Below are 24,877 nucleotides of genomic sequence, written 5' to 3'. Positions count from 1 at the left end.
GGCTCCCCCAAAATTTTCAGGAAGCCACTCTTCATTATACTCCTTTTATGGCAATAAGAGGGTTACATTTTGCGACGACAGAGGCAAGATTTGCTCCCACAACTGAATCAATGATTTGATCCACATCTTTATAGGCTTGCGGGCATTCATCAAGGATGGAAGCGAGCGAACGATGATTCACCATGATCTCATCTTCCTGTCCTACGCGCATTGCCTGCTCAAATTGATCGATGGTCACAAGCTCCTTGGTTGCTTTGCGGGAACGAACACGCCCAGCACCATGACAAATCGAATAAAAGTTTTTGGAGCCAGCCTCCGATCCAACCATGATATAGGACGATGTTCCCATAGAACCTGGAATCAATGCTGGATGGCCCGTTTTACGGTAAGCCTTCGGATTTTGGAAATGGCCTGCTGGCAACGCCTTTGTCGCTCCTTTGCGGTGGACGAGCACCGGCGTATTGCGATGGAATTCTTTCAAGGCGTAATTATGCATCAGATCATACAGGACTGGTGTACGCGTCTCTCTACCAAAAATATCGCGAAACGCCTGCTCTACTGAAAATCCGATCATATGCCGATTCGTTACCGCAAAGTTCAGCGCGGAGTACATCAAATTCAAATACTGTTGCCCTTCCTCGCTTTGGATCGGAGCATATACCAGGCTTGGCTCGGGATTATGAATCCCCCATTTGTACATAACTTCCTTGAAGCTTTTGGTGTAATCCCTCCCTAACATAGCTCCCCACGCCCGCGAACCGGAATGAATCATGATGACGACCTGGCCGTCGAACAGTCCCCACGCTTTCGCAATTTCCCTGTTCTCCTCCGCGATCTCGATATGCTGGATTTCAATAAAGTGGTTACCGCCCCCCAATGTTCCCAGCTGGCCCCATGCACGGCTCCAAGATTTTTGCGGTATTTGCTCCAGGAAGGAATGGTCGAATTCAAATGTGTACTTTTCCACATGCGAGAAAGAACGGCTAAAGGTGTCATGCGCTGCTTCTGTGTCTGGAATGTAGTTGCTCGGCAGTCCTTGTAAGCCATGCTTCACCACTTCCTCCAAGCGAATATCCGTAAAATGCGTATTTCCCCGTTCGTTTGTCGGGACGTACGCTTCGATCGCTTCGATCAATGCCCGCTTTAGACTCTTGTCTTTGAGATCGTCTCGATGCAATGGAGTCAGATGCACACGCATTCCACATCCAATGTCTGATCCGACGATGGATGGCGAGACAAATCCATCGGCAAGATTCCAAACCGCTGTCGTCCCAATGCAAGTCCCGACGCCTACATGCGCATCAGGGGTATACGAAAAATAAACATTTCGCGGAATACGCAAATTATTGTCTGCCATTTGGTATACGCGTTCACCGAAGCTCGCAAAGACTTCGTCATTCGCAAAAACGTGCACATTTCCATGCTCCAGCTTCACTTCACGATGGTTGTTTCCATGCAAAATTGTTTTCATCCTCTATTTCTCCTGTCTCTCACAGCTGCGCTGTTTTTCATACCCTTATTTTCCATCTGCGCATGTGATTTGAACATGGTAAAAGTATTACGAACCTCACTTTCTCATTGACTTCTCTTCCGCCTCTTCGTAATATGAGGACTAATTTGGAAATAAATGACGAGTGAATAAGGATGAGTGTAATGGCACGCGAAAGCTTTGACAAAGAGCTGCAATTGCTCCGTCTCCTGTTTTTAACCGCTGGTGCCTACAATCGGCAGCAGTTAGCCGAGCGACTCGGGATCTCCGTTCATACGCTTGATAAAACGATGAAAAAGCTGAAGGACATCCAATCGACCTTTTATCAGCATGTCGGCGATGAGGAGAAAAAAGAGTATTACACGCAGCTTCGTTACAACTATTTTGAGGTGACGGACAATTTTTTGATGTTTTTGTACCATGCGAAATCATTGAAGGATTCGGAAGTAGAGCGACTGTCGCACATCTTGGAAAAGCTCAAACAGCAGCCCCTCTCCATTAAAGAATTACTGGAGACGTTTGTGGATATAGAGCCCGATGAAAAAACAATTCGCCAGGACATGAAATACCTCGAAGAAATTGGTGTGATAAAAAATGTTAGTGAGGTCAGACCGTACGTTTATCAATTCGATGACGAGCTACTGGACTCACTGACGGACGACGAGCTTTTGGATCTGTACGATTTCATTGACTTCATGGCCAATACCCAACTGCCGGCTGTCCCTGGTTATCTTCTGCAAGAAAAAGTGAAACGCTATCTCAAGCATCGCTTGAAGCTAACCGATGCATCTGCGTTTTTATACAAATATCATTTCGTCTCACGTATTCTCGATGAATATCAAGCTTTACTTCTCACAGAAGCCATTCGTCAGCGAAAAATCGTTGAATTTCACTACTACACGCCCAAACGCCTGAAGTTTTACGATTCTCAAAATACGAATCCGACTTTCCAACGGGATACATCAGGGCGACATCAAAAAGTAATTCCACTCCGGGTTATTTTTGATCATCAATACGGCAGATGGTACTTGCTGGCACAAGGATGCGGCAATGGTCCGCTGCGCAAATACCGTGTGGAAGGGATGACCAAGCTCGTAACAGGCAAATCCGTTACGCCGGAAATCTTCACTTCCTTGCAAGCAAGTGCGGATGAGGGCATTGCACACAGTTGGCTGATTGATACCGGAAAACTCGTAACGGTACGCCTTCGCTTTTTTCAGCCTCGCGACATGCCTCATTCCTTTATCCAAGAGCGAGTGGAGGCACAGGGGCAATGGGGGATTGTGACAGAAGAATCACGGGAGAGCTTTGTGTACGAGATAAACGTGAACAGCACAATGGAAATTACACCGTGGATTCGTAGCTTCGGTTCGAGCGTCGAAGTTCTTGAACCGCTGTTTCTTCGCAAGCAATTCCAAAAAGAATGGGAGGAGCTGCTCGCCTACTATGAATCTGTTTGACAAGATACATAATTACCAGCTAGTGACACGACTGGATGAAGCGGGGGTTTATCCGGTCACCTCACACGAAAAAGCGTGGCTCTCCCTGATGCTGGCGAATCCGTCTGCGCCAGAAATTTTCGAGCCCGCTACACTCGATAAGCTTCGCCGTTTGACACATACGCCAGAAAATGAATGGACCGAACAAGAACGATTCGTAGAAAAAGCGCAAACACAGACCAAACAGCTCTGGAGCCCGCTCGTGCGCCCCCTGCGACGAATCATTCTTGGCAAGAATCACATCAAAATAACCGCAGCCACGAATAAAGGCCCGGTTTTTCGCAATCAACGTGGGGTTCCCTACAAGCTGGAATATTCACTTGCCAAGAAGGCCTGGTACCTGATATGGCTAAACATGTCTACCAATCGCCTGATCACGACTCCGCTGCATCTCATTCGCTCCGTCGATGAGCTTTACATAGAAGATGTATGGTATGACAGTTTTTTACCGGCTATTCTGGAACAGATCCAACAGCGAAAGCAGAAAGCAAAAATTGTGGTCATCCGTCGTTACAACGCTGAGCTCCAGCGCATATTGTACGCCTTTTCCTGCTTTGACAAAGAGGTAGCTTTTGACCCAGAATCGCAGGTGTACACGATCACCCTGCACTTTCTATCCGACGAACAGGAGTTTATTTTATCGCGCATTCGTTTTCTCGGCCTGCGGGTAAAAGTAGTAGAAAACGATCAACTCAAACAGCGAATGGCGGAGTCGGCAACGAACGCCTTGGCAAGATATACCGAAACTCTGCTTTAATTGTCCCAAAAAATCAGGAAATCATGCCCTATTCGATTTCCTGCATTTCCCTTATCATAGTTCAGGTGAGATATAGCTAATCCAAGTCAGAGGTAGAAATGATGAAAACAACATGTAAAAAAGCGTCCCTCCTATGTGGGCTATGGCTTAGTCTGTCATGGCCGTTTCATACGGAGCCGGCGCAAGCAGCAAGTGTCATCCAGGCAAAGGTGGTCGCGACCTCTCTGAACGTTCGCAGTGAACCTGCCCCCAATGCTTCTGTTGTCGCTACCGTGCCGCAAGGAGCCGTCGTGACCATTACGGATGAAGCATATGGTTGGGCAAAAATTAGATACAATCAAAAGGTAGGCTGGGTCGCGGGGTATTATTTGCAAAAAGGAGCGGTAACGAGTGCAGGTTCAGCTTCTTCATCAGCCAATACAGCCGTTGCCAAAAGCCAGCAAGGTACGGTTTTGGCCGATTCGCTTCGAATGCGCAAAGGACCAAGCACGAGCCATGAGATTGTCCTCTCGCTACCCAGAGGAACCCGTGTAGATATTTTGAAAAAGCAAGGTGACTGGATCCAAGCGAGAACTTCCAATGGACAGACAGGCTGGGTGTCTGCGACATATATTGGGGATGCCAAGGCCAACGCCAAAGCTTCGGTGACCAAAAGCACCAAATCGCCAGGCTTAAAAGGAAAAGTCATCGTCATCGACCCGGGACATGGCGGTTCCGATGTCGGGACACAGGGAACGAAGTGGAACAGCATGGAAAAAACGTTGAATTACAAAACGGCCATGCTGCTCGCCAGCAAGCTGCGACAACGGGGTGCGCAAGTCTTCATGACGAGGACAAGTGACACAGAAAAACCTTCGCTAGCGCAGCGTGTCGCTTTTAGCGAATCAAAGGGAGCAGATGCCTTCATTAGCATCCATTACAATTCTTCTGTGAAGCCCAATACCGGTACCCTCACGTTTTATTATTCGCAAGGCAAGGATGAGCCATTAGCTCGAGCGATTGAGTCTCGCTTGGCAGGTGGCATCGGTTTAAGAAGCAACGGCATTTCATTCGGCGATTATCACGTCCTGCGCGAAAACAATGATCCGTCCGTCTTAATTGAGCTTGGCTTTCTATCGAATCCAAAGGATGAGGGCATCGTCCGTACATCGTCCTATCAGGACAAAGCCGCGCAGGCGATTACGGAAGCTCTGGCAGATTACTTCGGGCGATAATCGTACGACTGGACATTGTAGGAGAATAGCTTCCGCTCGAATTTCCCTTTGGCACCAATGATCTGATACCAGGTCTCGCCGATCAACAAGTCGGTAGAGAAATCTTTGTCCAGCAGATTGGTGATCGTCTCCATGACAGCTTTTTCATTATCCTTTTGGATTTTCAACGACAAGGCCAGGACGAAATATGCCTGGTCTTCTTCCATTTCCAACAGATGCAGACGGGCTGTACCACGGCGTTTGGCGTTGAAACCCTCGATCACATTCGACAGCCCTTTTTTTGCCTGCACTTTATACTTTGTCGCTTCCCTCCAAGAGGAAATAACCGCATCGTACAGCGAAAACGTCAGAATGAAATGGCTGGCGTAATCGTTCGGGCTAAAAGGCTCCGGTCCCATTTGCTTCTCATCCGCTGGTACGACGACGAATGCTTTGTAGTTGCTAAAAAACGGATCGCTCATGGCAGGTCCTTTCCATCGATAGTATCTGTGTTGGTTAGTATCCACTAGGAAAGCAGGATATTATGTACAAAAACAGTCATAAACGCTCAAAAGACCAAGTCGACATGAAAACCGACTTGGCCTTTTGCTTGCTTTTGTATAGGCATGTTTTTCAACTGAATATCTACTCATTACCGGTGGGTCATCGAGACGCTTCCATGCCCGTGCTCCTCTTCCATGACCTCCACTCCTGCACCATGATTGACGGTCCAGGTGATGACTTGGCTGGAAATGACAACGGCCAAAATGGTATACATCATCTCTTTCATCGGTACGAACCAGAACGACATACAAAGCACAATGACGTCCAGTAAAAGAAAGACCGTACCAATGGACAATCCCGTGTACTTACTGATCAACAGGGAGAAAATATCGTCTCCACCTGTCGCAGCTCCATAGCGCAGAACCAATCCGGTACCCAGCCCGGTCAAAACACCGGCCAAGACAGACGCCAGCGGCATCATTCTGCTCATATCCATGACAATCGGTGAAAATCGTTCAAACAAATCGTAAAACACGGTAAAAGCAAGTGATGCAAAAATGGTGTCCCAAATGAACTGGCGGCCTCTTACTAACCAGGCAACCAAAAACAGTGGAATATCCAGCAAAAGCATCACCATCGCTGGCGACAAGTCAAAGGCGTATTTCGCCAGTAACCCTAAGCCAACAAACCCACCTTCAGACAAATGGTTCTGAAAGTTAATGTGATAATACGCAAAAGCAAGTAAACAAGCTCCAAACAAAATCATACTATAACGCTTAGATAACTGCAGCGCTCTCCTCATCATGGTTTCCTCGCATTTTTGTCGGTTTAGGCACAGACGACCAACCGACTACCGAGGTACATCGCAAGTATAAGTCGCTACTCATACAAAGGGCCTCGCTTTCGTAGTAGATTAGTCGTCTTCAGTGACGAGCGACTACTACGAAGCTAGATGTAGGAGAGGTCAAAACGTTTCCAGATCGTCCTATGGGGACGCATGGTATCCTGATCCCTTCCATGGCTTTTCTTGTATTATATCATAAAAAAGGTGAAAAGACGACTCGAAACCGTCTTTTCACCACGTTAAAATCGGAAAGCTTGTCCTTTTAATTCCACCGGAATCCCTGCTGTGACAAGAAAAACTTGATCGGCAACAGCTGCCACGCGCTGATTCATCAACCCCGCCAAGTCTCGGAACATACGGCCTAATGGATGTTGCGGGACGAGTCCATCGCCTACTTCGTTTGTCACCAGCAAAACGGTCACCGGGTAGTCTTTTAGCTTGTTTACCAGCACATCCACCTGCTGGAGCACACCCTCAAACGACTGCTCCTCCCCATCATGCAAAAGCCAATTGGAAAGCCAAAGGATCAAGCAATCAATCAAAATCACTGTCTGCTGTTCTTGTATGTCCTTTTGTGCTCCGAGCTTCGTCAGCCATTCTGTCAAAGCATACGGCTCCTCAATCGTTTGCCAAGGAAAGTTGGACTGCAAGCGGCGGTCTCGGTGGTACATGATCCGCTCTTCCATTTCCTCATCGGTGATTGGAGCGGTCGCGATGTAAACACCTGAGGAGCCCAAATGTGCCGCGTATTTTTCGGCAAACGTGCTTTTTCCGCTGCGTGCTCCACCTGTTATCAGTACGATCATGCTTTTGTCTCCTTACACTTGCGACTGCAAAATAATTTGCGGCAAATGATGGACAGGATGCTCCATGACAATCGGTCTGGTTCCGTATACAGCCTCTATTCTGTCACTTTGCAAAATGTCTTTTGGTGTGCCGACGCTTATCTGCTTTCCTTTATGCAGCATCAAAATACGATCGCAGTAGAGGGAGGCCAGATTCAGATCGTGCAGCACAGCAATGACCGTCACCTGTGTCGTCTTTTGCCATTTTCGCACGATATCCATAAGCTGAATCTGGTACCCGATATCGAGGTAAGTCGTGGGTTCATCGAGCAACAGCACCTGAGGTCTTTGGATCAATGCCTTCCCCAAAGCTACGCGCTGCTTTTCCCCACCACTCAACTGATCCAGTGTGCGCTCCTCCAAATGTTCAAGGCCGAGCATTTGTACGATTTCATCAATGAGCGATGCGACATCCTGCTTTTCTTCCCCCAGCCAATTCTGGTAAGGAAAGCGCCCCATCTCCAACACCTCTCGAACACGAAAGCCGACTGGCGGTAGCCCCTCTTGCTCCAATACAGCCAGTATTTTGGCAAGCTCTTTGCGTGGATAGGAATGAAGCTTTTTCTCCTGAAGCAAAATATCTCCTGCATCTGCCTTGATGACCCCTGAAATCATTTTCAGCAAGGTGGATTTACCGCTTCCATTTGGTCCGATAATGCCAAAAAATTCTCCCTTGTCCACGCAAAAATCGATTCCGTGCAAAACTGGCGTATCCTGATACGATTTTTGCAAGCTGTGCACATTGATCATTGCATACGTTACCTCTTCCTAAAGCGTTTATTTTGCTTCAACAAATACGCGAAAAACGGTGCACCCAGAAATGCTGTCACGACACCGAGCGGGATTTCCGTTGGACTTAGCAGCATTCTGGCGAGAGTGTCGGCCCACAGCACATAAATACCACCACAGATCGCGGCCATCGGCAGTAAAATTCGATGGTCGGGACCAACCAGCATACGCACGAGATGCGGTACCACCAGGCCAACGAACCCGATAATTCCCGCGATAGAAACCGCCGCTGCCGTCAGGAGAGTCGAGACGACCAGAACCACTAGCTTCGTTCGATCTACATGGACGCCGAGATGCGCAGCCTGCCGCTCTCCTAACGCAAATAGGTTCAAGGAACGCGCATAGCTTACCAGCACGATTCCGCCTATGACCAAGTAAGGAATCAAGACATACGTAAAGGCCCAGCCCCGAAATGACAGGCTACCCATCAGCCAGAACACGATCTCATTCACCGTCTGGTCGGATAGCGACACCATAAAGGAAACGAGTGAGCCGAGAAAAGCCTGCACCACAACACCAGACAAAATCAGGGTCTCCGTTTGCAGCTTTCCTTGGGTGTTCGCCAGTCCGAGTACGATCCATAAACTGAGGAGTCCTGTAAGAAAAGCGACAACAGGCGTGCTCCATGCACCCAAAAAGCTGATTTGCAAGCCAAACAGGATCAAAAAGGCTGCTCCGACAGCAGAACCTGATGCCACGCCCATCGTAAACGGATCTGCGAGCGGATTTCGCAAAACTCCCTGAAAGCCCGCTCCCGCAAGAGACAAGCAGGCGCCAATCAAAACAGCCAATACAACGCGTGGAAAACGAACCTTCATGACAATTTGCTCAGATGACTCCGGCCACGTTACGGTGGTCCACTCAGACAAGCCAGGGATTTGATGGAGCAGGATGAGCCATACTTGCGAAATGGGGAGATGTGCCGCCCCCATCGAGATACTGATGACTATTGATGCCAGGAGGACGAGACAGCTGACTCCTCCCCATAGGAACAATCGTTTCTTCATTTTATTTCACCAAGTCTGGGTAAATCGCCTTCGCTACTTCGATCAAGCCTTGTGTAATACGCGGACCGGGACGGGACAAAATATTTTGGTCCATGCCAAAGATTTGTTTTTCACGAATCGCCTTCATTTTATCCCAGCCATTACGCTTGGCGATCATATCCTCCAGCTTGACGCCAGTCTTTTCATCGGTAATTCCGCTCGCATACAAAATGACGTCTGGATCGTTTTGCAAAATCTTTTCTTCACTGATCGGATTCCAGCCCTGTGTGTCAGAAGCAATGTTTGTCGCTCCAGCCAGTGTGATGAGTTCGTCCATGAATTCACCCTTTCCGACTGTCCAGCCTGGGGAAAACTCAAGGTATACCTTTTTCTTCTCTTCCGGTTTTACATTTTTCACTGCCTCTTGAACGTACGCGATATCCTTCTTCATTTGCGCGACGACTTTTTCGGCTTGTTCTTGTTTGTTAGTGATAACTCCCATCGCCAACACATTGTTTAGGATGTCATCCATCTTTGTTGGATGGGTAATATAGACGGGCATCCCGAGAGATTTGAGCTTGTCAGCCACTGGCTTCTCCATCGAAATCCCACCCACGACCATATCTGGCGTTTGAGCGAGAATCGCTTCTTCATTCGGTTTGACGACGCCGCCAATTTTCGGTTTTGCCTTCGCCGCTTCTGGATAATCATCATAGTCTGAGACAGCTACAATCCGATTTTCCAAGCCTAATGCGAACAAAATCTCTGTCTCGGCAGGTGATGTGGAGACGATTCGCTCAGGAGCTTTTGCAAAGGTTACTTCTTTTCCTGTCGCATCCTTGACTGTCAACGGATACGTTGTTTGTTTTGCAGGCTGCTCGGCTGTATTCTCTTGCGGTGCTGTCTGCGGTGCACTTGTTTGTCCACCAGGTGCTGGCTGGCTGTTATCGTTACCCGCACAACCTGCGAGGCTCGCCGCAACTAGTAGTGGGATCATGAATCGCAAAGAACGTTTCATATGTAGAACTTCCTTTCTGCGTGTCTGATTGACTGTACCTTCCAATAAAAAAAGCGACCCTTGCTTCCATTCGGAAATCAAAGGGTCGGCACCTCAGGGCAAACAGACAGGATGGTCTGCTTCCTGAAATAGGCCGATCCTTTCCGCGAAGGCAACAGGCACGAAAACAAACAGGCAGGTCTCCTGGCTTACGGCTGTGGAACGAGCCGATTTACAGTGGCGGGACCGCGTCGGATTTTCACCGACTTCCCTTTTCACCCGATCTTTTTGAGAAAGACGAGGCACCTATTTGCTGTTACGTTTTGAAATTATCACAGTCCATGACTCATCCTACATCATAGCATTCCTTGGATGAAAAAAGAATGACAAATACGTAAGCCAATACTTTCTTGCCTGCTAAAAATGAAAACGCCTGAACAAAAAGTTCAGGCAACTGGAATGCTTTTGGCAAAGCTTTTACCCTCGTTTGTGCAAATAATCCAGAATGCCCATGGCGCACACCTGAAAATCGAGCTTGAGTACTTCGAAAACTTCGTGGTCATCACTGATGCCTTGTGACTGTAGATGCTCAGAGACTCGTTCCAATAACTTACGAGACAGATCAGCATATGCTTGTCCAGCAGCAAGTGTTGATTCTCCTTCCGCCACAAACACAGGGAGCCACTCGCGTATTTGGCGGTACACATCGTCTACCTGTTCAGACATCCCAAAATGACCAAAGTAAATGCGATTCAGATTGCGCGCTCCAAATCGACGTAGAGACGCTAACATGGCATCCGGATCAAACTGATTCGGAGAAGTAGATGGTAGCACGAGGTGCATGCCGTCCTTTTTAAGCTGCGGATAAAGTACACCTGCCGTATCACCTGTGAACATGCCGCGGCTAATGGGATCGTAGATGCTGAAGTGATGATTGGCATGCCCTGGTGAATCCAGAAACTCCAACACACAATTCGCTCCGATCTTTAGTGTATCCCCGTCTCCACGAATCAAAATCCGCTCTTCGGGAACAGCTTCAATCGGATCAAACAATCTATCAAAATCATCATGATACACCGCTCTCGCTCCTGCGATCAGTCGGCTTGGATCAACGAGGTGACGTGCACCTTTTGGATGGACAACGATCTTTGCGTTTGGGCAATCCCTTAGAAAAAGTCCCACTCCTCCCGCATGATCCAAATGAATGTGCGTCACAATGATGTATTTTACTTGTTCCGGGGTAAAACCGAGCTTGGCGAGGCCGGCCTTGATGTATGGGACGGAAGGGCTTGGCCCTGTTTCGACCAAAGTCAGTTCTTCTTCAGCGATGACATAAGTCCCCGTGCGTTCCGCCCAGCCCATATCGAAACCGTCTATTAAATGGATGCGCTCCCCTAAGGAAATTGGCTGTGATGATTGCATGTAAATGCTCCTCCTTTTCAAAGGTGATTTTGTTGCGAGAATATTTACACTTTATCACCTATTTGGCACGCACTGGGAAAAACAACACAAATTCTTCATCTTTTCATCGTAATATGAGGGTAGTAAAAACAATTCCTTTACCTGGAGGGGTGCAAAATGGGTCAGCTTTTTTCTGAGTTACGACCTGAGCATGAGAAGTTTATCAAGAAGCAGCGAATGTTCTTCGTTGCCTCTGCTCCGATGGACACAGATGGTCACGTGAATCTTTCACCGAAAGGGTACGATTCCTTTCGCATCCTATCGCCTACGGAGGTGGCCTATTTAGACCTGACTGGAAGCGGAAACGAAACCAGTGCACATCTACAGGAAAATGGCAGGATTACACTCATGTTTTGTGCATTTGAAGGCCCCCCTCTCATCATGCGCTTATTTGGCAAAGGAGCGGTTATTCTCCCAGATTCACCTCGGTGGGATGAGCTGGTAAAGGACTTCCCGCTTCTGCCTGGTGCTCGGCAAATCATTACCGTAAACGTACAGGAAGTAAAGACTTCTTGCGGCTGGGCTATCCCCTTCTATTCCTACTCAAAAGAACGCGACACCCTTCAGAAATGGACCTTGGCTAAAGACGAACAGGAACTGCTTGCTTATCAAAAGGAAAACAACGTAGTAAGCATGGATGGCTTGCCAACGCCCTTGGGACAAAAGCTTTTTCCCGCAGTAGGTGGGGATAACGAAGCGTAAAACGCAAAGAAGCTGCCTTGCTCGCAGCTTCTTTGCTTGAAAACTCTTTACTTGCTGGTATAAATGACCACTGCATCGCGGAGAAACGCGGCTACACCTGGCTGTTCCTTGTCATAGTAAGCAGTAAAGCGCGGGTCATCGACGTACATCTGGGCAACACCTGCGTGCGCTTCTTTGCTTTAGCTGTCCCAATAAAAGCTTAGCCATTGACGGTGAAGATCTGCTGCTTTTTGCGCTAATTCATGGGCAGGATCACCTGTCGAAAAAGCCTGCGCCAAGGTCTCGTGCAGCTCTGCGTTCAATTTCTCCAGCGCGGCATACTGTTCTTCTGTCATGCCTTTGACCATCTGATTCGATTTTTCGATTTGGTCATTTCCGTATTTTGCTCGAATTTCTGCCCCGTACTTCTCTTCATTCTCATCAATCATCTTTTGCTTGAAGCCTTCAAATTTTTGTTTGTCCGTCATCGTACCTGTCCCCTCTCTCTGTGCTAGTGTCAAATCGACATTGGCGATTAACGCATCCAATTGCGCTCGCCTTTCCAGGAGCTTCTCGCGGTGCTCCCACAGTGCTCGGTCAGCATCAAAGGTTGGTGAATCCAGGATCTCCTTGATCTCCTCCAAGCTCACACCCAGCTCGCGGTAAAAAAGGATTTGCTGCAATCGATCAACCTCAAGCTGTCCGTAAATGCGATACCCTGACGAATTGATTCTCGCCGGCTTGAGAAGGTCAATTTCATCGTAGTATCGGAGCGTCCGGGTGCTGACACCCGCCAGGAGTCCTAGCTTTTGCACCGTATATTCCATCTTCATTCCTCCTGACAACTTGATCGTACACATTTACGGACCGTCAATGTCAAACACATTTTCACAAAAAATTGGCGTTACTTCATTTTCATTATTTGCTAAAATATAGGTAAAGCCATACAAGGGGGGGACTTCGATGCTCTATATCATCGGCTTCATTGTAGCCATAGTCGGTGCTGGATGGGGATTAACAGGGTTGCTCAGTCTTAAAGCAAGAGATAAACATGCTATCACCCATTACACTGATGATGCTTATGCCCAGCAAACCTTGTTCCAGATGCATAACAACCCTACCCAAGGAATGTAAAAAAGAAAAGTGGCTGCCCGCATCATGTGCATGGCAGCCACCTTTCTTTTTACAGAGCTTGGAATGTATCAGTCAATACCGGTACGATTTGCTTCTTGCGGGAGACAACGCCCTTCAGAACAGCTTTGTTGTCCACCAATGTTACTTGGTACGCTTTTTCTACCGCTTGTGTTGCGCTACCAAGAGCGATCGCAACAGAATCGTTGTTCAAGATATCCGTTACAACAAACACGAACAGGTCTAAACCTTTTTCAGCGATGTTTGCGTTCATAGCTGCTTCCAGTTCGCCTTGGCGTGCAAGTACATCATTGACATCAACTGCATTGACTTGTGCGATTTCTACTTTCGCACTGCCCATTTGGAACTCTTTTGCATCCAATGAGAGCAATTGTTCGATTGTTTTGTCGCTCAGGTCTGCCCCCGCTTTGAGCATGTCCAGACCGTATGCTTCCAGATTGACACCTGCGATTTCAGCCAGTTCATGAGCAGCCGCTACATCTTGCTCCGTGCAAGTTGGGGATTTCAACAGCAACGTATCCGAAATGATAGCAGAAAGCATCAAGCCCGCCATCTCTTTTGGAATATCTACGCCGTTTTCTTTATACATTTTTTTCAAAATGGTAGTCGTGCATCCAACCGGCTCCGCACGGAAATAGAGAGGATTGCTCGTCTCAAAGTTCGCAATACGGTGATGGTCGATCACTTCTACCACTTGCACTTGCTCAATGTCATTCGCGCTTTGTTGGCGCTCATTGTGGTCTACAAGGATGACTTCATTTACTTCATTCGCCACTGTTTCTACGAGGCGCGGCTCTTTTACTTGGAAGTAATTTAACACAAACGCTGTTTCGCTGCTGATTACACCGAGACGTACAGGCTCTACATTCGCGCCCAATTTTGTTTTCAGGTCAGCGTACACAAGTGCTGAACAAATGGAATCTGTGTCTGGATTTTTATGACCGAAGATTAGTTTTTTTTCCATCATCCATACTCCTTAATCGTAATTTGGCTTCCAAATTATACCACAACTTAGAGGATATGCCCAAGATACATTATAGGTTCAAATCGGATCATTGGAAATACGATTTTGAAGATCAATCAGGAATGAAAGGGAGGCGATGTGAGATGAAAGTGGCAGCTCTGTATGACATTCACGGGAATGCCCCTGCACTACAGGCTATATTGGTAGAACTGGAATCAGTGAAGCCTGATCTTATTGTCATCGGGGGTGATACGATCTCAGGCCCGATGCCCGTCCAAACACTTGAAATGCTGTTCCAATTGGATACACCCGTGCAGTTCATCCGTGGTAATGGCGAGCGTGAAGTACTTCTCACATTTGACGGAGAGGCTCAGACCTTGGAAATATCCGATTCTGTCCGAGAAATCACGTCATGGGTTGCGAAGCAATTAAGCCGCTCTGAACGTGACTTTCTGGCGCAACTCCCTCTTACCTATACATTAAATCGAGAAGATTTCGAGGACGTGCTATTCTGCCACGCCATTCCCACCAATGATGAAGATATTTTCACCCCACTCACTCCGGATGCAATTGTGGCCGCTTACTTTGAGGGGACGCAGCAACGAACGGTCATCTGTGGTCATACACATATCCAATTTGAACGTCGCCTTAGCGATCTGCGTATTCTCAATGCTGGAAGTGTGGGCATGCCTTATGCCGACAAACCCGGGGCATACTGGTTATTGCTTGATGGTGACAGCTATGAGCATCGCTTTACACCCTATGACGTAGAAGCTGCTGCAAAACGAATCGCTTCTACGAACTATCCGCAAGCTCAGCAGTTTGCCGAAGAGAATGTCCGAAAAATACCTGCGGTTCAAGAAGCGATCGAATTTATAGAGGCCCTGGCACAAAAAAACCGACCCTCTACTTAATTAAAGGGATTGATGAGCCCTCTCACAGCATTCATGTTTGCCGATGAGCCACAGCGATTAACAAAAAGAGCGAGTGTTTTCTACTGGCAAAAACGGTCCATTCCGGCTGTAAATCGATGCAAATGAATCATCCACGCTTTTGCGTGCTTTCCGCTTTTTTCCGTATAATAAAAGCAATCGAGAGGACAACAGCCGACTCGATGACATAGGAAAGAGAGCGTGAAGGCAGTGTAATACATATCGTTTCTAAATACTTTCTATTTTTCTTATATGAGAAGGAGAAACGATTTTTCGTGGAATCACCCCTTTTGAAAAACATCTTTTTTTGAATCTATTTTTTCGTAACGATGCATACGGTCGTCATGTCCGTTATGACCTTGGAAGTGAAAAATCCAGCACGAATCCAATTGGCACAAGCAACACAAGCTATCTCCTCTGCCTATACGGAATCAGATAATCGGAAATGAAAAAAGGCACTCTACTAATCTTGTAGAGTGCTTCTTCTATCATTCATCCTACATAGCAAAGGGGCGTTTAATGCCCGACCATCCAGGGGCGTTTACCTCCACGGTTGTGAGTATGTCCCTGATGTACCTGACTACCGTGGCTGTGACTGCACCCTGCTCCTTCATGGGAATGCGATTGTTTCCGTACAATCTTCGGTTCCACACCACGCTCAATACGTTGGCGCAGCGCTTGCGGGGTCATGATCAAGCCTGGTGCAGCATACAAACGTTTTGACGATAATTGGCAATCGGGGCAAGTAACGCTCTCTGTCAGCTCGCTCATCTTCAGCCACAGTACAAATGGACCACAATCCTCGCACATGTAATCGTATCTTGGCATCGTATTTGGCTCCTTCTTTCGGGGGTCTTTGTCTTGGCTACTTCGGTAAAATATCTCGATCAAAAATGCTTGTAGGGATAGACAAGGTGCAGCACGCATTCGGAATATCGACGATTCCTGCAATTCTTCCCTCCACCGGTGCCGTCCCCAGCAGCATGTACGCCTGCTCCCCCGTGAAGCCCATCGCCGTTTTCAAATACTCGATGGCATTCAGGCAAGCATTGCGGTAAGCGACATGCGCATCCATGTACAGCTGCTGCCCTGTCGTCTCGTGGACTGAAATCCCTTCGAAAACGAGGTATTCTGTATAGCGAGGCTCTACTGGACCCGGCTTGAATACAGGGTTGTTCACGATGTTATACTTCGCCATCCCGCCCTTGATGATGTCCACATGAAGATCCAGCCAACCTGCCATTTCAATTCCGCCACAGAAGGTCACTTCTCCGTCTCCTTGTGAAAAATGCAAATCGCCCATGGACAGCTTTGCCCCATTTACATAAACCGGGAAATAAATACGAGTACCTTTGGACAAGTTTTTGATATCGCAGTTTCCGCCATGCTCGCGAGGAGGGACAGTCCGAGCCGCTTCTCTAGCAATCCGATCAAACTCCGCTCCTTTTAGACTACCCAACACGGCACTATGCGGGGTCGGCAAATTCGCGAGTGGCGGCATTCGTTCAGGATTTGTCGCTACCAGGTCGCTCTCTCTTCGGTTCCAGCGATCCAATAACTGGTGGGAAGGTGCGGTACCAATCAAGCCTGGATGAAGAATGCCAGCAAATTTGACTCCTGGCAAATGGCGGGAGGTCGTGTAAATGCCGTGGAAGTCCCAGATCGACTTGGCCGCTTGTGAATAATGATCAACGAGGAAGCTCCCGCCGTTTTCTTTAGCGAAAATCCCGTTAAAGCCCCATTCCGATTGGGGAAGTGCCCCAATATCGAGAATATCGACAACCAAGAGGTCCCCTGGCTCTGCTCCATTCACCCAGACAGGTCCACTAAGTACATGGACGCGATTGAGGTTCACATCGCGAATGTCGGAAGGGTCATCGTTGTTCGCGATCTGCCCGTCCGTCCAGTCCTTACATTCCATGCGAAAAACAGCTCCCGGATTCACGGAAACGGTTGCTGGAATGTCTGGATGCCATCTGTTGTGTCCAGGTGTATCCTGCTCCTCCATCGGTTTGTTCAAGTCAACTCGAAATAAAACTTCTGGCATGCTGCTTCCCCCTCACTTGTTCGAAATGGCATATGCCCTACATTCACAAAAAGAAGCAAATGACATGCCAATGCTTGCTAGCCCCGATAAAAATTTAACCGTACCGATTCTTTTGCTTATTTTCTCCTGTATACTTATGACAAAGAGTTTGTCGCAAAACAGGTCATGCAGTTGATCTGCCCTTGACCAGAAAAGTCCCTCTTCTCTTGTATCGCTTTCGTCTTTGTGTGTCGTTTGTTTCACGCTTCCTTGTCGGACACCTGTCCCACGATCGAACAAACAAACTATAACCAAGAAAGGGTGCGAGAACGATTTTTGAAGCCGGCATGCTGCTCTCTTCTTTCGATTCTTCCTCCGTAATCGAGCGTTCCCAACATCGCGCGATCTCTCATTCTGTTCCCAATTGGAAGAGTCTTCTTTTTGCATGGGCGGAAATTAGCCAAGAATGCCTCATCGCACTCAGTGACGAGCGCAGCGTACTTTTTGCTAACAAGCGGGCACAGGAACGCTTTTCGTTAGTGGAAGGCCTTGTGCTCGAGGCGGATTGGGAACAAGATCGCTTACCCAATTGGTCTGTAGAGGAACTCGATCTGGGGGAAAAGACGTGGTATCGCCTCTTTTTGATTCGCCCAAGTGCGTCAACCTTCTCAAAGACTACTAGCAGCTATTCGTTTTCAGAGATACATACGAATAGCCCCCTCTATCAAGCTCAACTGCATACAGCACGTATTGCTGCACAGTCATTATCGAATACCTTATTGCTCGGAGAAACAGGCTGTGGCAAAGAAGTCCTGGCGCGTGCCATCCATTCCTCCAGTTCGCGAAAAGACGGCCCTTTTCTTGCCGTCAATATCGCAGCACTTCCACGCGAACTGATCGCCAGTGAGCTTTTTGGATACGCTGAAGGAGCTTTTACGGGAGCAAAAAAAGGAGGACAACCAGGAAAATTTGAAGCGGCAAATGGAGGAACGCTATTTCTCGATGAAATCGGGGAAATGAGCTTGGAGCTTCAAGTGCTTTTGTTGCGGGTACTCGAAGAACGAAAAGTGACGAGATTAGGTTCCCACGAAGAAAAGCCATTGGACATTCGTGTGATCGCTGCCACCAATCGTTCCATTGAAGAGGATGTACAGAATGGGCTGTTTCGTGCAGACCTTTACTACCGACTAAATATCCTGCCAATACGCATCCCTCCTCTGCGCGAACGCAAAGAAGACATTGCAGCCTTGGCTAACGAGTTCCTCCAGCAGCTTCATACCCAATACGCTGGCGGTCCGACAGCTATCTGTGAATCTGCCCTCGCGATCTTGCAGCAGCATTCATGGCCTGGTAATATTCGTGAGCTGCGCAATATCGTGGAGCGAGCATTTTTACATGCGTACGGCGATCCGTGGGTCACCTCTCACCATCTCCCGAGCGAATGGCAGCAGCAATATGGTCTGCAAGAAGCATCCAGCGAACCTTTGCCATTATTGCGCGAATTAGAGCGACAGACAATTCAGCAAGCCATCACAGAAGCTCCATCTATCAGCGCCGCTGCCAAAAAGCTAGGTATTGCACGAAGTACCCTGTATCGAAAAATGGAAGAGTTAGGAATCGGATAAGAAAATCGGGGGATGAGCGTAAGCCGCTTTTCCCCCGAAATCGTTTACTGATGCCCTATTCGTCAGCGAGTGCTCGCCGTATCGTCATTCTTGCTTCCTCTGCTACTATCTCATCCTTATGATCAATGGCTTGCATCCAAAGCAGCATCGGAATGTACACCGCCATCATCCTGGCCAATATTTTTGTCTCTTCATCCACTTCTCCATACACCTGGAAAAACAATTGTCGGGCATGTGGCGGTAAAAAACTGTAGACCACATTTAAATCCGCCCCTGGATGCCCCACATTGAGATCTCCCCAGTCAATAATGCCTGATATATGCCCGGCTTCATCTACCAGCATATTTTTCACATGGAGGTCTCCGTGCAGCAGCACTTCACGCGGACTTATTCGGTCGATCACGACTTGTCCTAAATAATTGGCGATCGCATCCCGATCTTCTCCAGAAACATGCACAGCCAAGGTAGACAAGAACGTCTGCATTTTTTCTTTTCTTTGTTCAATGTCTAGGAGGTTCCTATGATCTTGCTCGATTCCGTTCTCGCGAGCACGCTGGGGCGGAAACGCGTGTAAGCTTTTTAAAAACGTCGCAAGGACCACAGCCGATGAAGCACGCTGCTCGTCGGTCAAGCCCTTTGGAAACCTTCCTGGAAGATACGTGTACCCCAAAAAAGGGAATGGGTAGTCGGTGGCTGGTTCCCCATAAAAAACTGGCTTCGGATACGGTATCGTCAGGAATGCCGCAAGCATTGGCAGCAGCATCCCTTCCTTTTTGATCAATTCCACAGCGACATTCCGCCTGGGAAAACGAAAAACAAAATCGTCCCCCACTCGAAAGACCATGTTATCCCAACCACAGCCGATCAGCTTGATGGGCATAGAGGATAGCTGCGGAAACTGACGGAGGATGAGTGTGCGTACCAATGGTTCAGATACTTCCCAGTCAGCATCCCATAGATTCGCGTTGGTCATTATTTTCGTTCCCTCCCCTTTGTCGTTTCATCTGCCGTGATGATGCTGCAGCTACGATTGCGTAGCACGGATCTGATAGACACATCTCTTTCCGCCGATTGCCACGCATTCCGTCCTTTCTACGCTCGTATGAAGTAACTCTTGGTAACAAGCAAGCTCTCTTGCACAAATCATCTGATACCGATCTGCTACTTTAAAATAGGGACAGTTGTACTGCGTAATTACATATTCCTCATCACTGACCTGTTCCCATCTCGCCATAAATCCGTTGTCATCTTGGATGCGTGCCATCTCTGCCACCTTTTCAGATAGCGTTTTCCCTTCCATTTGTCCCTCGTATTTCTGGATAATCTTCTCTTGCTGTCTTGCAAAAAATTGATCCACGCGGTCTTCCCCGTCTGCCAGCACGATATGCTCCATCAAATCCACGGCCAATTGCCCGTAATCATTTGGAAATTGTTCGTTTCCTTGCTGTGTCAACGAGTAGTGATGCATGGGTCTGCCTGCTTTTTGACGACCTACTCTGCACACAACAAAACCGTCTTTTTCCAAGTAGATCATTTGCCTGCTGACAGCTACCTTTGTGAGCTCCAGCCTGTTTTGCAAATCCTTTGTGCTGAGCTCCCCTTCCCTTTTCAGCAGCAAAAGAATGTATTCACGTGTTGATAGGTGTCTATATCTCTCCATTTTCTCTTCGCCCCTTTATTTGGAAAAGAACGATACGCTCACAGTATATGTCCTTTGTATAACTAATTCAACAAACATGTTTATAAAGTGACGTTCTTTGTTCATCACCGAGCCTACGCAACTGCAATTTATTAAACATTTTATTTGAATATATATAAAATCATTCCTATACTGTGATTGTAGTGCAAGGTGTTTTTTTCCAAGAAGGATAGGTGAAACGAATGAAACCTGTATTCTCCCTTCTCCGTGAACGACAGATCGAAGTGACTTATCAAGAGCCTTTGGCGGCATATACTACCAGGAAAATTGGCGGACATGCGGATTTACTGATTACACCTAGCAGTAAATCCCAACTGATCATGGTCCTACAAATCCTGAATGAACATCATGTTCCATGGATGGTGATGGGAAAGGGCTCTAACCTTTTACTCATAAGGAAGATTCAGGAAAAGGTTCACAGCCAATCTGGCATTCACCTTGTACCTGAGGTTGTGATCGTAGGTGAACAGGAAGCATAAAAAAGGAGGACTTACAATGATTCACATCAGCGAAGCTGCCGTCACTCGCCTTCAACATATGCTCGTACAAGAAAGCTCTACTCTCTTCATTCGTTTTGGCGTAAAGGACGGAGGGTGTTCCGGGATGACCTACGGACTTGGTTTTGATGATACGTATCAAGAAGGCGACACCACAATCGATATGAATTCAGCTTCCGCACAGCCCTACAGCGTGGAAAAAAGAGAAAAGTGTGAGTAAACCACCAGACGAAAATGACTTGTCACCGCTTCCCAATGAATGCTATTCTATTGAAAAATTTCCCCCTATTCCTTATGTAAGGTGACAATATGCTTTCATTTTCCAGATTGATAAAATGTAAACCCCCTATTCCGTAATCTCCCTCCTACGTTGTTTGAGATTTTCGGAATATAGGGGGAATGGACAAGTGAATAGAAAAATCTCAACACCATCTTTACTACTGTTGATTATCCTGGTGGGTTTTCCGCAAATTAGCGAAACCATCTACACACCTTCGTTACCTGATATCGCCAATAGCCTTCATGCAAGTAACAATATGATCCAACTGACACTCAGTATTTACTTCCTCGGTTTTGCCTTGGGTGTTTTTTGCTGGGGAAGCCTCTCTGACTCTATCGGTCGACGCCCTGCCATGCTCTGGGGAATTTTCGTTTACGGACTTGGCAGCTTGGGTTGCTACCTCTCCGATTCGGCTGACTGGTTGTTATGGAGCCGGTTCATCCAAGCTTTCGGTGCGAGTGCAGGATCAGTGGTAACCCAAACCATCTTACGAGAGAGTACCGATACCACCACGCGGCATGCTGTTTTTGCTCAGATTTCCGCTGCTCTCGCTTTTACGCCTGCAATTGGCCCTTTAATCGGTGGTTGGGTGGATCAATCGTTTGGCTATCAGGCTGTCTTCTTCACGCTGATCGCAATGAGCGTAGCGATTTTTGCTTACGCCTTTGTATCGTTGCCTGAGACCAAAACGTCTACAGCTTCAAAGATAAGCACGCTAGCTGTAGCCAAACGCCTTTTTACGGACAAAAGGATTTGGGCTTTTGGCTTCTTAATCGGGGCGACAAATGGCATGTTGTTCAGTTACTATGCCGAAGCGCCATTTATTTTCATTGGTTTTTTCGGCATGACGCCTGGTCTGTTTGGGTTATTGGGTATTTTCGTAGCTTTGGCCTCTGTGATCGGGGCAATGCTCTCGAAAAAGCTGCTAACGAAATACCCGGCTGAGAGCATAATTCTAATCGGCTCGCTGGTAACGTCGTTTGGAGCAGTATGCCTCACAAGCTTCACTTTGTATGGCGTGAGTCCGTCCCTTGTCTCGCTGGTGATCATGGTAGCCTCTCTCTTTACCCTCTTGCTGGGGATTGGGATCGCGATTCCAAACTGCCTGAGTTTAGCTCTTGTCCACTACGGTGATGTACTCGGAACTGCTGGCGCTATTTTTGGTTTGATTTACTACCTCATCGTCAGTCTTATCACGAGTGGCATGAGTTATTTTCATAACGGTTCGCTGGTCACCATGCCTATCTACTTCTTGCTATTGGCGAGCATGATGGTGCTTGTAAGTAAACAAATAACGATTAGCCATACAGCCAAATAGCCTATTCGCTCTGTTCAGCAACTTCAACATCAAAAAAGCCGATTCTCTCTTAGAGAAAATCGGCTTTTTTCCTGTACTCATCACTCCTCCCGCTTCGTCTCGATCGCTAATCCTTCGACATGCTTGCGACTCATCATTTTACGTTTCTTCCGGTTCTCTTTTGTCTCGAAAACGATGTCCATGTCATAATCGGTCGGATACAGCTCTTTGCCCTCAATATGCAAGACGAGGCGCTTTTTGTTGATTTTATATTTCTGATTTTGAATCATGACGCCAACGATACCTTTGGAATCCTCCGCACTAAACACAATGCCAGTTCTCCCCAGATAGGAGATGAATACACAATCACCAATAGCAAATGGTTTGTCACGCTTTGGCGTGGCTGATGTGACTGCGGCTTCTTCTGAAATCTCCTGTGGAAGCTCCTCTCGTCTTTCTTCTTCCACCTTTACTTCCACTTCTTCTGACTTTTCTATTACTCGTGTCTCCACATAGCTTGGAGCCTCATCCGCTTCCTGCTCGACGTCTTCGTATTGTTCCAGCCTTTCCATAGTGGTAGTCGTCGTCAGGAACCCATTTCGAGTAATTTCACGAGAACGCTGAATCATCTCAGACGGGATACCGAGCTTCAATGCGATCAGGAATGCATAGCTCTGGCCAGCTTCTCCGATTCGCAAGCGATATAGGGGCTGCAAGGTCTCCTCGTCAAATTCCATTCGTGCATTTTGAAACCCGGCAGTTGCGGAGGCAAAATTTTTAATTTCGTTAAAATGTGTATTCACGATTACCGTCGCACCTCTTCGGTGCAGCTCCTCCAAAATCGCAATCGACAAGGCGACTCCTTCTCCTGGATCTGTACCCGTTGCCATCTCATCAATCAAGACGAGAGTCGAGGCGTCGGTAATCTTCAAGATTTCCAGGACGTTATGAATATGCGCCGAAAACGTACTTAACGCTTGCTCGATGCTCTGCCCATCGCCAATATCTACCGCGATGTTGCGGAAAATGGAGAAGTGACTGCCTTCCTGTACGGGTACGAGCAAACCCGACTGTACCATCATGGTTAACAGTCCGATCGTTTTTAACGTCAATGTTTTTCCGCCTGTATTGGGACCTGTAATAATCAGTGATTTGTACTCTCGACCCATCTTCATATGCAGCGGCACCATTTTTGGGCCGAGTAGCGGATGCCGTGCTTCCTTGACATCGAGGATCCCTTTTTCGTTTAGTTCGACATTCGCGCCTCCGATTGCCAATGCGTACTTCGCTTTTGCGAAAAGGAAGTCATACATTCCAACAGTCTCGACATTCACGGTGAGTTCATGGGTGTATTCTTCTGCGAACGCGGACAATTGCATCAGAACTTTTGTTACTTCACGTTCTTCCTCTGCCTTGAGTGCTGTTAGCTCAAACTGTACTGCGCTGATCTCCGTCGGTTCCATATAGACGGTTTGACCGCTCGCCGACTCATCTAAGACACTGCCAGCCACTTGCTTGCGATGTTCTTTTTTGATGGGGATGACATAACGTCCATTGCGTGTACTAATCACATTTTCTTGCATAATCGAACGATATTTGTTCATGATCGAATCCAGTTGTCTTTTCAGGCGCTCTTCAAATACGACAATGCGTTTACGCACCTTCAATAAGTCTTTGCTGGCTGAGTCGACAACTTGCCCATGACGGATGCATTGTTCGATTTCGTTCCTCAATCTTGTGGCATCGTACATCGATGCTGCATAGGTGCTTACCCGTGGCGCCAATTGTGCTTTTGTCGCCATGTACTTCATTAGTTGTGAGCAGCTCGTTAGGAACAAGTACAGATTTGTAAAATCGTTTACGCCAAAGACATATCCCGTCCCCAGGAGGGAAAGGATCTTCTCCATCCCTTCCAGCGCGGGAATTGGTACACTAGCTCCGTTTTGCAGGATGTTCTTGGCTTCTGCTGTTTCGTCCAGCTTACTACGCACTACTTTGACGGAGTCCATTGGCATCATTTGTTCTACATGCTTTTTCCCTGCGTACGATAAGGCGTATTCCATTACCTTTTCTTTGATTTTGTCGTATTCGAGACGCTGTAATGCTTTTTCATTCATGGCTAATATCTCCTTTTTCATAGAAAATAAAAAAGGGCGAAGAATGAACAAATGTCATTCTCCGCCCTTTTTTTGGGATACCTAAACAAAACGCAACCAAATAAAAAACCGCGCTGAACACAGCACGGATTTTGGGCGCAATGATAGGATTTTCACCTAAGGCATTGTATGATATCCGTTGTTCTTAACTAATTCCAAGGCCGATTATCACCCAGCACAAAGAAACTTTGCTACATGGCAAAA

The 24,877-nt window shown here is 47.4% G+C and carries 24 protein-coding genes, 1 pseudogene and 1 riboswitch; of the genes and pseudogenes, 10 read left to right on the top strand and 15 right to left on the bottom strand.

The window, feature by feature from the left end; translation table 11 throughout:
- Positions 1-34: 34 nt before the first annotated feature.
- The gene (locus HPY31_RS08190) at positions 35-1,471 is read right to left on the bottom strand and encodes an RtcB family protein (protein WP_172140023.1); all 1,437 of its coding nucleotides are present in this window, start codon (positions 1,469-1,471) and stop codon (positions 35-37) included.
- Between the two features lie 182 nt (positions 1,472-1,653).
- On the opposite strand from HPY31_RS08190, the gene HPY31_RS08185 reads away from it, so the two are divergent.
- From HPY31_RS08185 to HPY31_RS08175, 3 genes are all read left to right on the top strand, one after another.
- Positions 1,654-2,949, top strand: a complete 1,296-nt coding sequence (locus HPY31_RS08185) for a helix-turn-helix transcriptional regulator (protein ID WP_172140021.1) — start codon at positions 1,654-1,656, stop codon at positions 2,947-2,949.
- On the top strand, positions 2,936-3,745 hold the full coding sequence (locus HPY31_RS08180; RefSeq protein WP_172140019.1) for a WYL domain-containing protein: 810 nt from the start codon (positions 2,936-2,938) through the stop codon (positions 3,743-3,745). The genes HPY31_RS08185 and HPY31_RS08180 overlap by 14 nt, the downstream gene beginning before the upstream one ends.
- Positions 3,746-3,846: 101 nt before the next feature.
- Entirely contained in the window at positions 3,847-4,959 is a 1,113-nt protein-coding gene (locus HPY31_RS08175) for an N-acetylmuramoyl-L-alanine amidase family protein (RefSeq protein ID WP_172140640.1), read from the top strand.
- On the opposite strand, the gene HPY31_RS08170 is transcribed toward HPY31_RS08175, so the two are convergent.
- The 7 genes from HPY31_RS08170 to HPY31_RS08140 form a co-directional block, all read right to left on the bottom strand.
- A complete protein-coding gene (locus HPY31_RS08170; protein ID WP_172140017.1) occupies positions 4,944-5,420 on the bottom strand; it encodes a hypothetical protein in 477 nt (158 codons plus the stop codon). The two genes, HPY31_RS08175 and HPY31_RS08170, sit on opposite strands and share 16 nt — an antisense overlap.
- Before the next feature lie 170 nt (positions 5,421-5,590).
- On the bottom strand, positions 5,591-6,247 hold the full coding sequence (locus HPY31_RS08165) for a YitT family protein (protein ID WP_015892187.1): 657 nt from the start codon (positions 6,245-6,247) through the stop codon (positions 5,591-5,593).
- A gap of 278 nt (positions 6,248-6,525) precedes the next feature.
- The gene (gene cobU / locus HPY31_RS08160; RefSeq protein ID WP_172140015.1) at positions 6,526-7,092 is read right to left on the bottom strand and encodes a bifunctional adenosylcobinamide kinase/adenosylcobinamide-phosphate guanylyltransferase; all 567 of its coding nucleotides are present in this window, start codon (positions 7,090-7,092) and stop codon (positions 6,526-6,528) included.
- A 12-nt stretch (positions 7,093-7,104) separates the two neighbouring features.
- Entirely contained in the window at positions 7,105-7,881 is a 777-nt protein-coding gene (locus HPY31_RS08155) for an ABC transporter ATP-binding protein (protein WP_015892190.1), read from the bottom strand.
- Between the two features lie 8 nt (positions 7,882-7,889).
- Positions 7,890-8,927, bottom strand: a complete 1,038-nt coding sequence (locus HPY31_RS08150) for a FecCD family ABC transporter permease (RefSeq protein ID WP_172140013.1) — start codon at positions 8,925-8,927, stop codon at positions 7,890-7,892.
- Position 8,928: 1 nt separating this feature from the next.
- Positions 8,929-9,924, bottom strand: coding sequence for an ABC transporter substrate-binding protein (locus HPY31_RS08145; protein ID WP_172140011.1), 996 nt, complete (start codon positions 9,922-9,924; stop codon positions 8,929-8,931).
- 156 nt (positions 9,925-10,080) lie between these two features.
- A riboswitch (cobalamin riboswitch) is annotated at positions 10,081-10,228 on the bottom strand.
- A gap of 152 nt (positions 10,229-10,380) precedes the next feature.
- On the bottom strand, positions 10,381-11,325 hold the full coding sequence (locus HPY31_RS08140; protein ID WP_172140009.1) for an MBL fold metallo-hydrolase: 945 nt from the start codon (positions 11,323-11,325) through the stop codon (positions 10,381-10,383).
- A 156-nt stretch (positions 11,326-11,481) separates the two neighbouring features.
- Between HPY31_RS08140 and HPY31_RS08135 the strand changes: the two genes are divergently transcribed.
- A complete protein-coding gene (locus tag HPY31_RS08135; protein WP_172140007.1) occupies positions 11,482-12,066 on the top strand; it encodes a pyridoxamine 5'-phosphate oxidase family protein in 585 nt (194 codons plus the stop codon).
- A gap of 47 nt (positions 12,067-12,113) precedes the next feature.
- Here HPY31_RS08135 and HPY31_RS08130 read toward each other — a convergent pair.
- Positions 12,114-12,872, bottom strand: a pseudogene (locus HPY31_RS08130) (MerR family transcriptional regulator).
- A gap of 136 nt (positions 12,873-13,008) precedes the next feature.
- Between HPY31_RS08130 and HPY31_RS08125 the strand changes: the two are divergent.
- On the top strand, positions 13,009-13,179 hold the full coding sequence (locus tag HPY31_RS08125; RefSeq protein ID WP_016738742.1) for a hypothetical protein: 171 nt from the start codon (positions 13,009-13,011) through the stop codon (positions 13,177-13,179).
- Between the two features lie 49 nt (positions 13,180-13,228).
- Here the strand turns inward: HPY31_RS08125 and HPY31_RS08120 are convergent, their stop codons facing one another.
- Positions 13,229-14,161 (bottom strand): manganese-dependent inorganic pyrophosphatase, encoded by a 933-nt coding sequence (locus tag HPY31_RS08120; protein ID WP_172140638.1) that lies wholly within the window; start codon positions 14,159-14,161, stop codon positions 13,229-13,231.
- Positions 14,162-14,304: 143 nt separating this feature from the next.
- Between HPY31_RS08120 and HPY31_RS08115 the strand changes: the two genes are divergently transcribed.
- Positions 14,305-15,075: a metallophosphoesterase family protein gene (locus tag HPY31_RS08115; RefSeq protein ID WP_172140005.1), complete on the top strand. Its 771-nt coding sequence runs from the start codon at positions 14,305-14,307 to the stop codon at positions 15,073-15,075.
- Positions 15,076-15,609: 534 nt separating this feature from the next.
- Here HPY31_RS08115 and HPY31_RS08110 read toward each other — a convergent pair.
- Both HPY31_RS08110 and fmdA read right to left on the bottom strand, forming a co-directional pair.
- A complete protein-coding gene (locus tag HPY31_RS08110) occupies positions 15,610-15,921 on the bottom strand; it encodes an FmdB family zinc ribbon protein (RefSeq protein ID WP_172140003.1) in 312 nt (103 codons plus the stop codon).
- A gap of 37 nt (positions 15,922-15,958) precedes the next feature.
- On the bottom strand, positions 15,959-17,140 hold the full coding sequence (gene fmdA, locus HPY31_RS08105) for a formamidase (RefSeq protein WP_087348179.1): 1,182 nt from the start codon (positions 17,138-17,140) through the stop codon (positions 15,959-15,961).
- A 326-nt stretch (positions 17,141-17,466) separates the two neighbouring features.
- Between fmdA and HPY31_RS08100 the strand changes: the two genes are divergently transcribed.
- Complete coding sequence (locus HPY31_RS08100; protein WP_172140001.1) at positions 17,467-18,744, top strand: sigma-54 interaction domain-containing protein; 1,278 nt, start codon at positions 17,467-17,469, stop codon at positions 18,742-18,744.
- 55 nt (positions 18,745-18,799) lie between these two features.
- Here the strand turns inward: HPY31_RS08100 and HPY31_RS08095 are convergent, their stop codons facing one another.
- Positions 18,800-19,717, bottom strand: a complete 918-nt coding sequence (locus tag HPY31_RS08095; RefSeq protein ID WP_172139999.1) for a phosphotransferase — start codon at positions 19,715-19,717, stop codon at positions 18,800-18,802.
- 51 nt (positions 19,718-19,768) lie between these two features.
- Positions 19,769-20,404, bottom strand: a complete 636-nt coding sequence (locus HPY31_RS08090; RefSeq protein ID WP_172139998.1) for a helix-turn-helix transcriptional regulator — start codon at positions 20,402-20,404, stop codon at positions 19,769-19,771.
- Positions 20,405-20,616: 212 nt separating this feature from the next.
- Here HPY31_RS08090 and HPY31_RS08085 point away from each other — a divergent pair, with 212 nt between their 5' ends.
- From HPY31_RS08085 to HPY31_RS08075, 3 genes are all read left to right on the top strand, one after another.
- A complete protein-coding gene (locus tag HPY31_RS08085) occupies positions 20,617-20,922 on the top strand; it encodes a hypothetical protein (RefSeq protein ID WP_253901737.1) in 306 nt (101 codons plus the stop codon).
- Between the two features lie 16 nt (positions 20,923-20,938).
- The gene (locus HPY31_RS08080) at positions 20,939-21,160 is read left to right on the top strand and encodes a HesB/IscA family protein (protein ID WP_253901736.1); all 222 of its coding nucleotides are present in this window, start codon (positions 20,939-20,941) and stop codon (positions 21,158-21,160) included.
- A 187-nt stretch (positions 21,161-21,347) separates the two neighbouring features.
- The gene (locus tag HPY31_RS08075; RefSeq protein ID WP_172139996.1) at positions 21,348-22,538 is read left to right on the top strand and encodes a multidrug effflux MFS transporter; all 1,191 of its coding nucleotides are present in this window, start codon (positions 21,348-21,350) and stop codon (positions 22,536-22,538) included.
- Positions 22,539-22,618: 80 nt separating this feature from the next.
- Here the strand turns inward: HPY31_RS08075 and HPY31_RS08070 are convergent, their stop codons facing one another.
- The gene (locus HPY31_RS08070) at positions 22,619-24,634 is read right to left on the bottom strand and encodes an endonuclease MutS2 (RefSeq protein ID WP_172139994.1); all 2,016 of its coding nucleotides are present in this window, start codon (positions 24,632-24,634) and stop codon (positions 22,619-22,621) included.
- Between the last annotated feature and the right edge of the window lie 243 nt (positions 24,635-24,877).

The sequence above is a fragment of the Brevibacillus sp. HB1.3 genome (assembly GCF_013186635.1).
GTDB classification, from domain to species: Bacteria; Bacillota; Bacilli; order Brevibacillales; family Brevibacillaceae; genus Brevibacillus; species Brevibacillus brevis_D.
The sequence above is the reverse complement of the archived record's forward strand: the minus strand, read 5'-3'. Positions and strand labels throughout refer to the sequence as shown.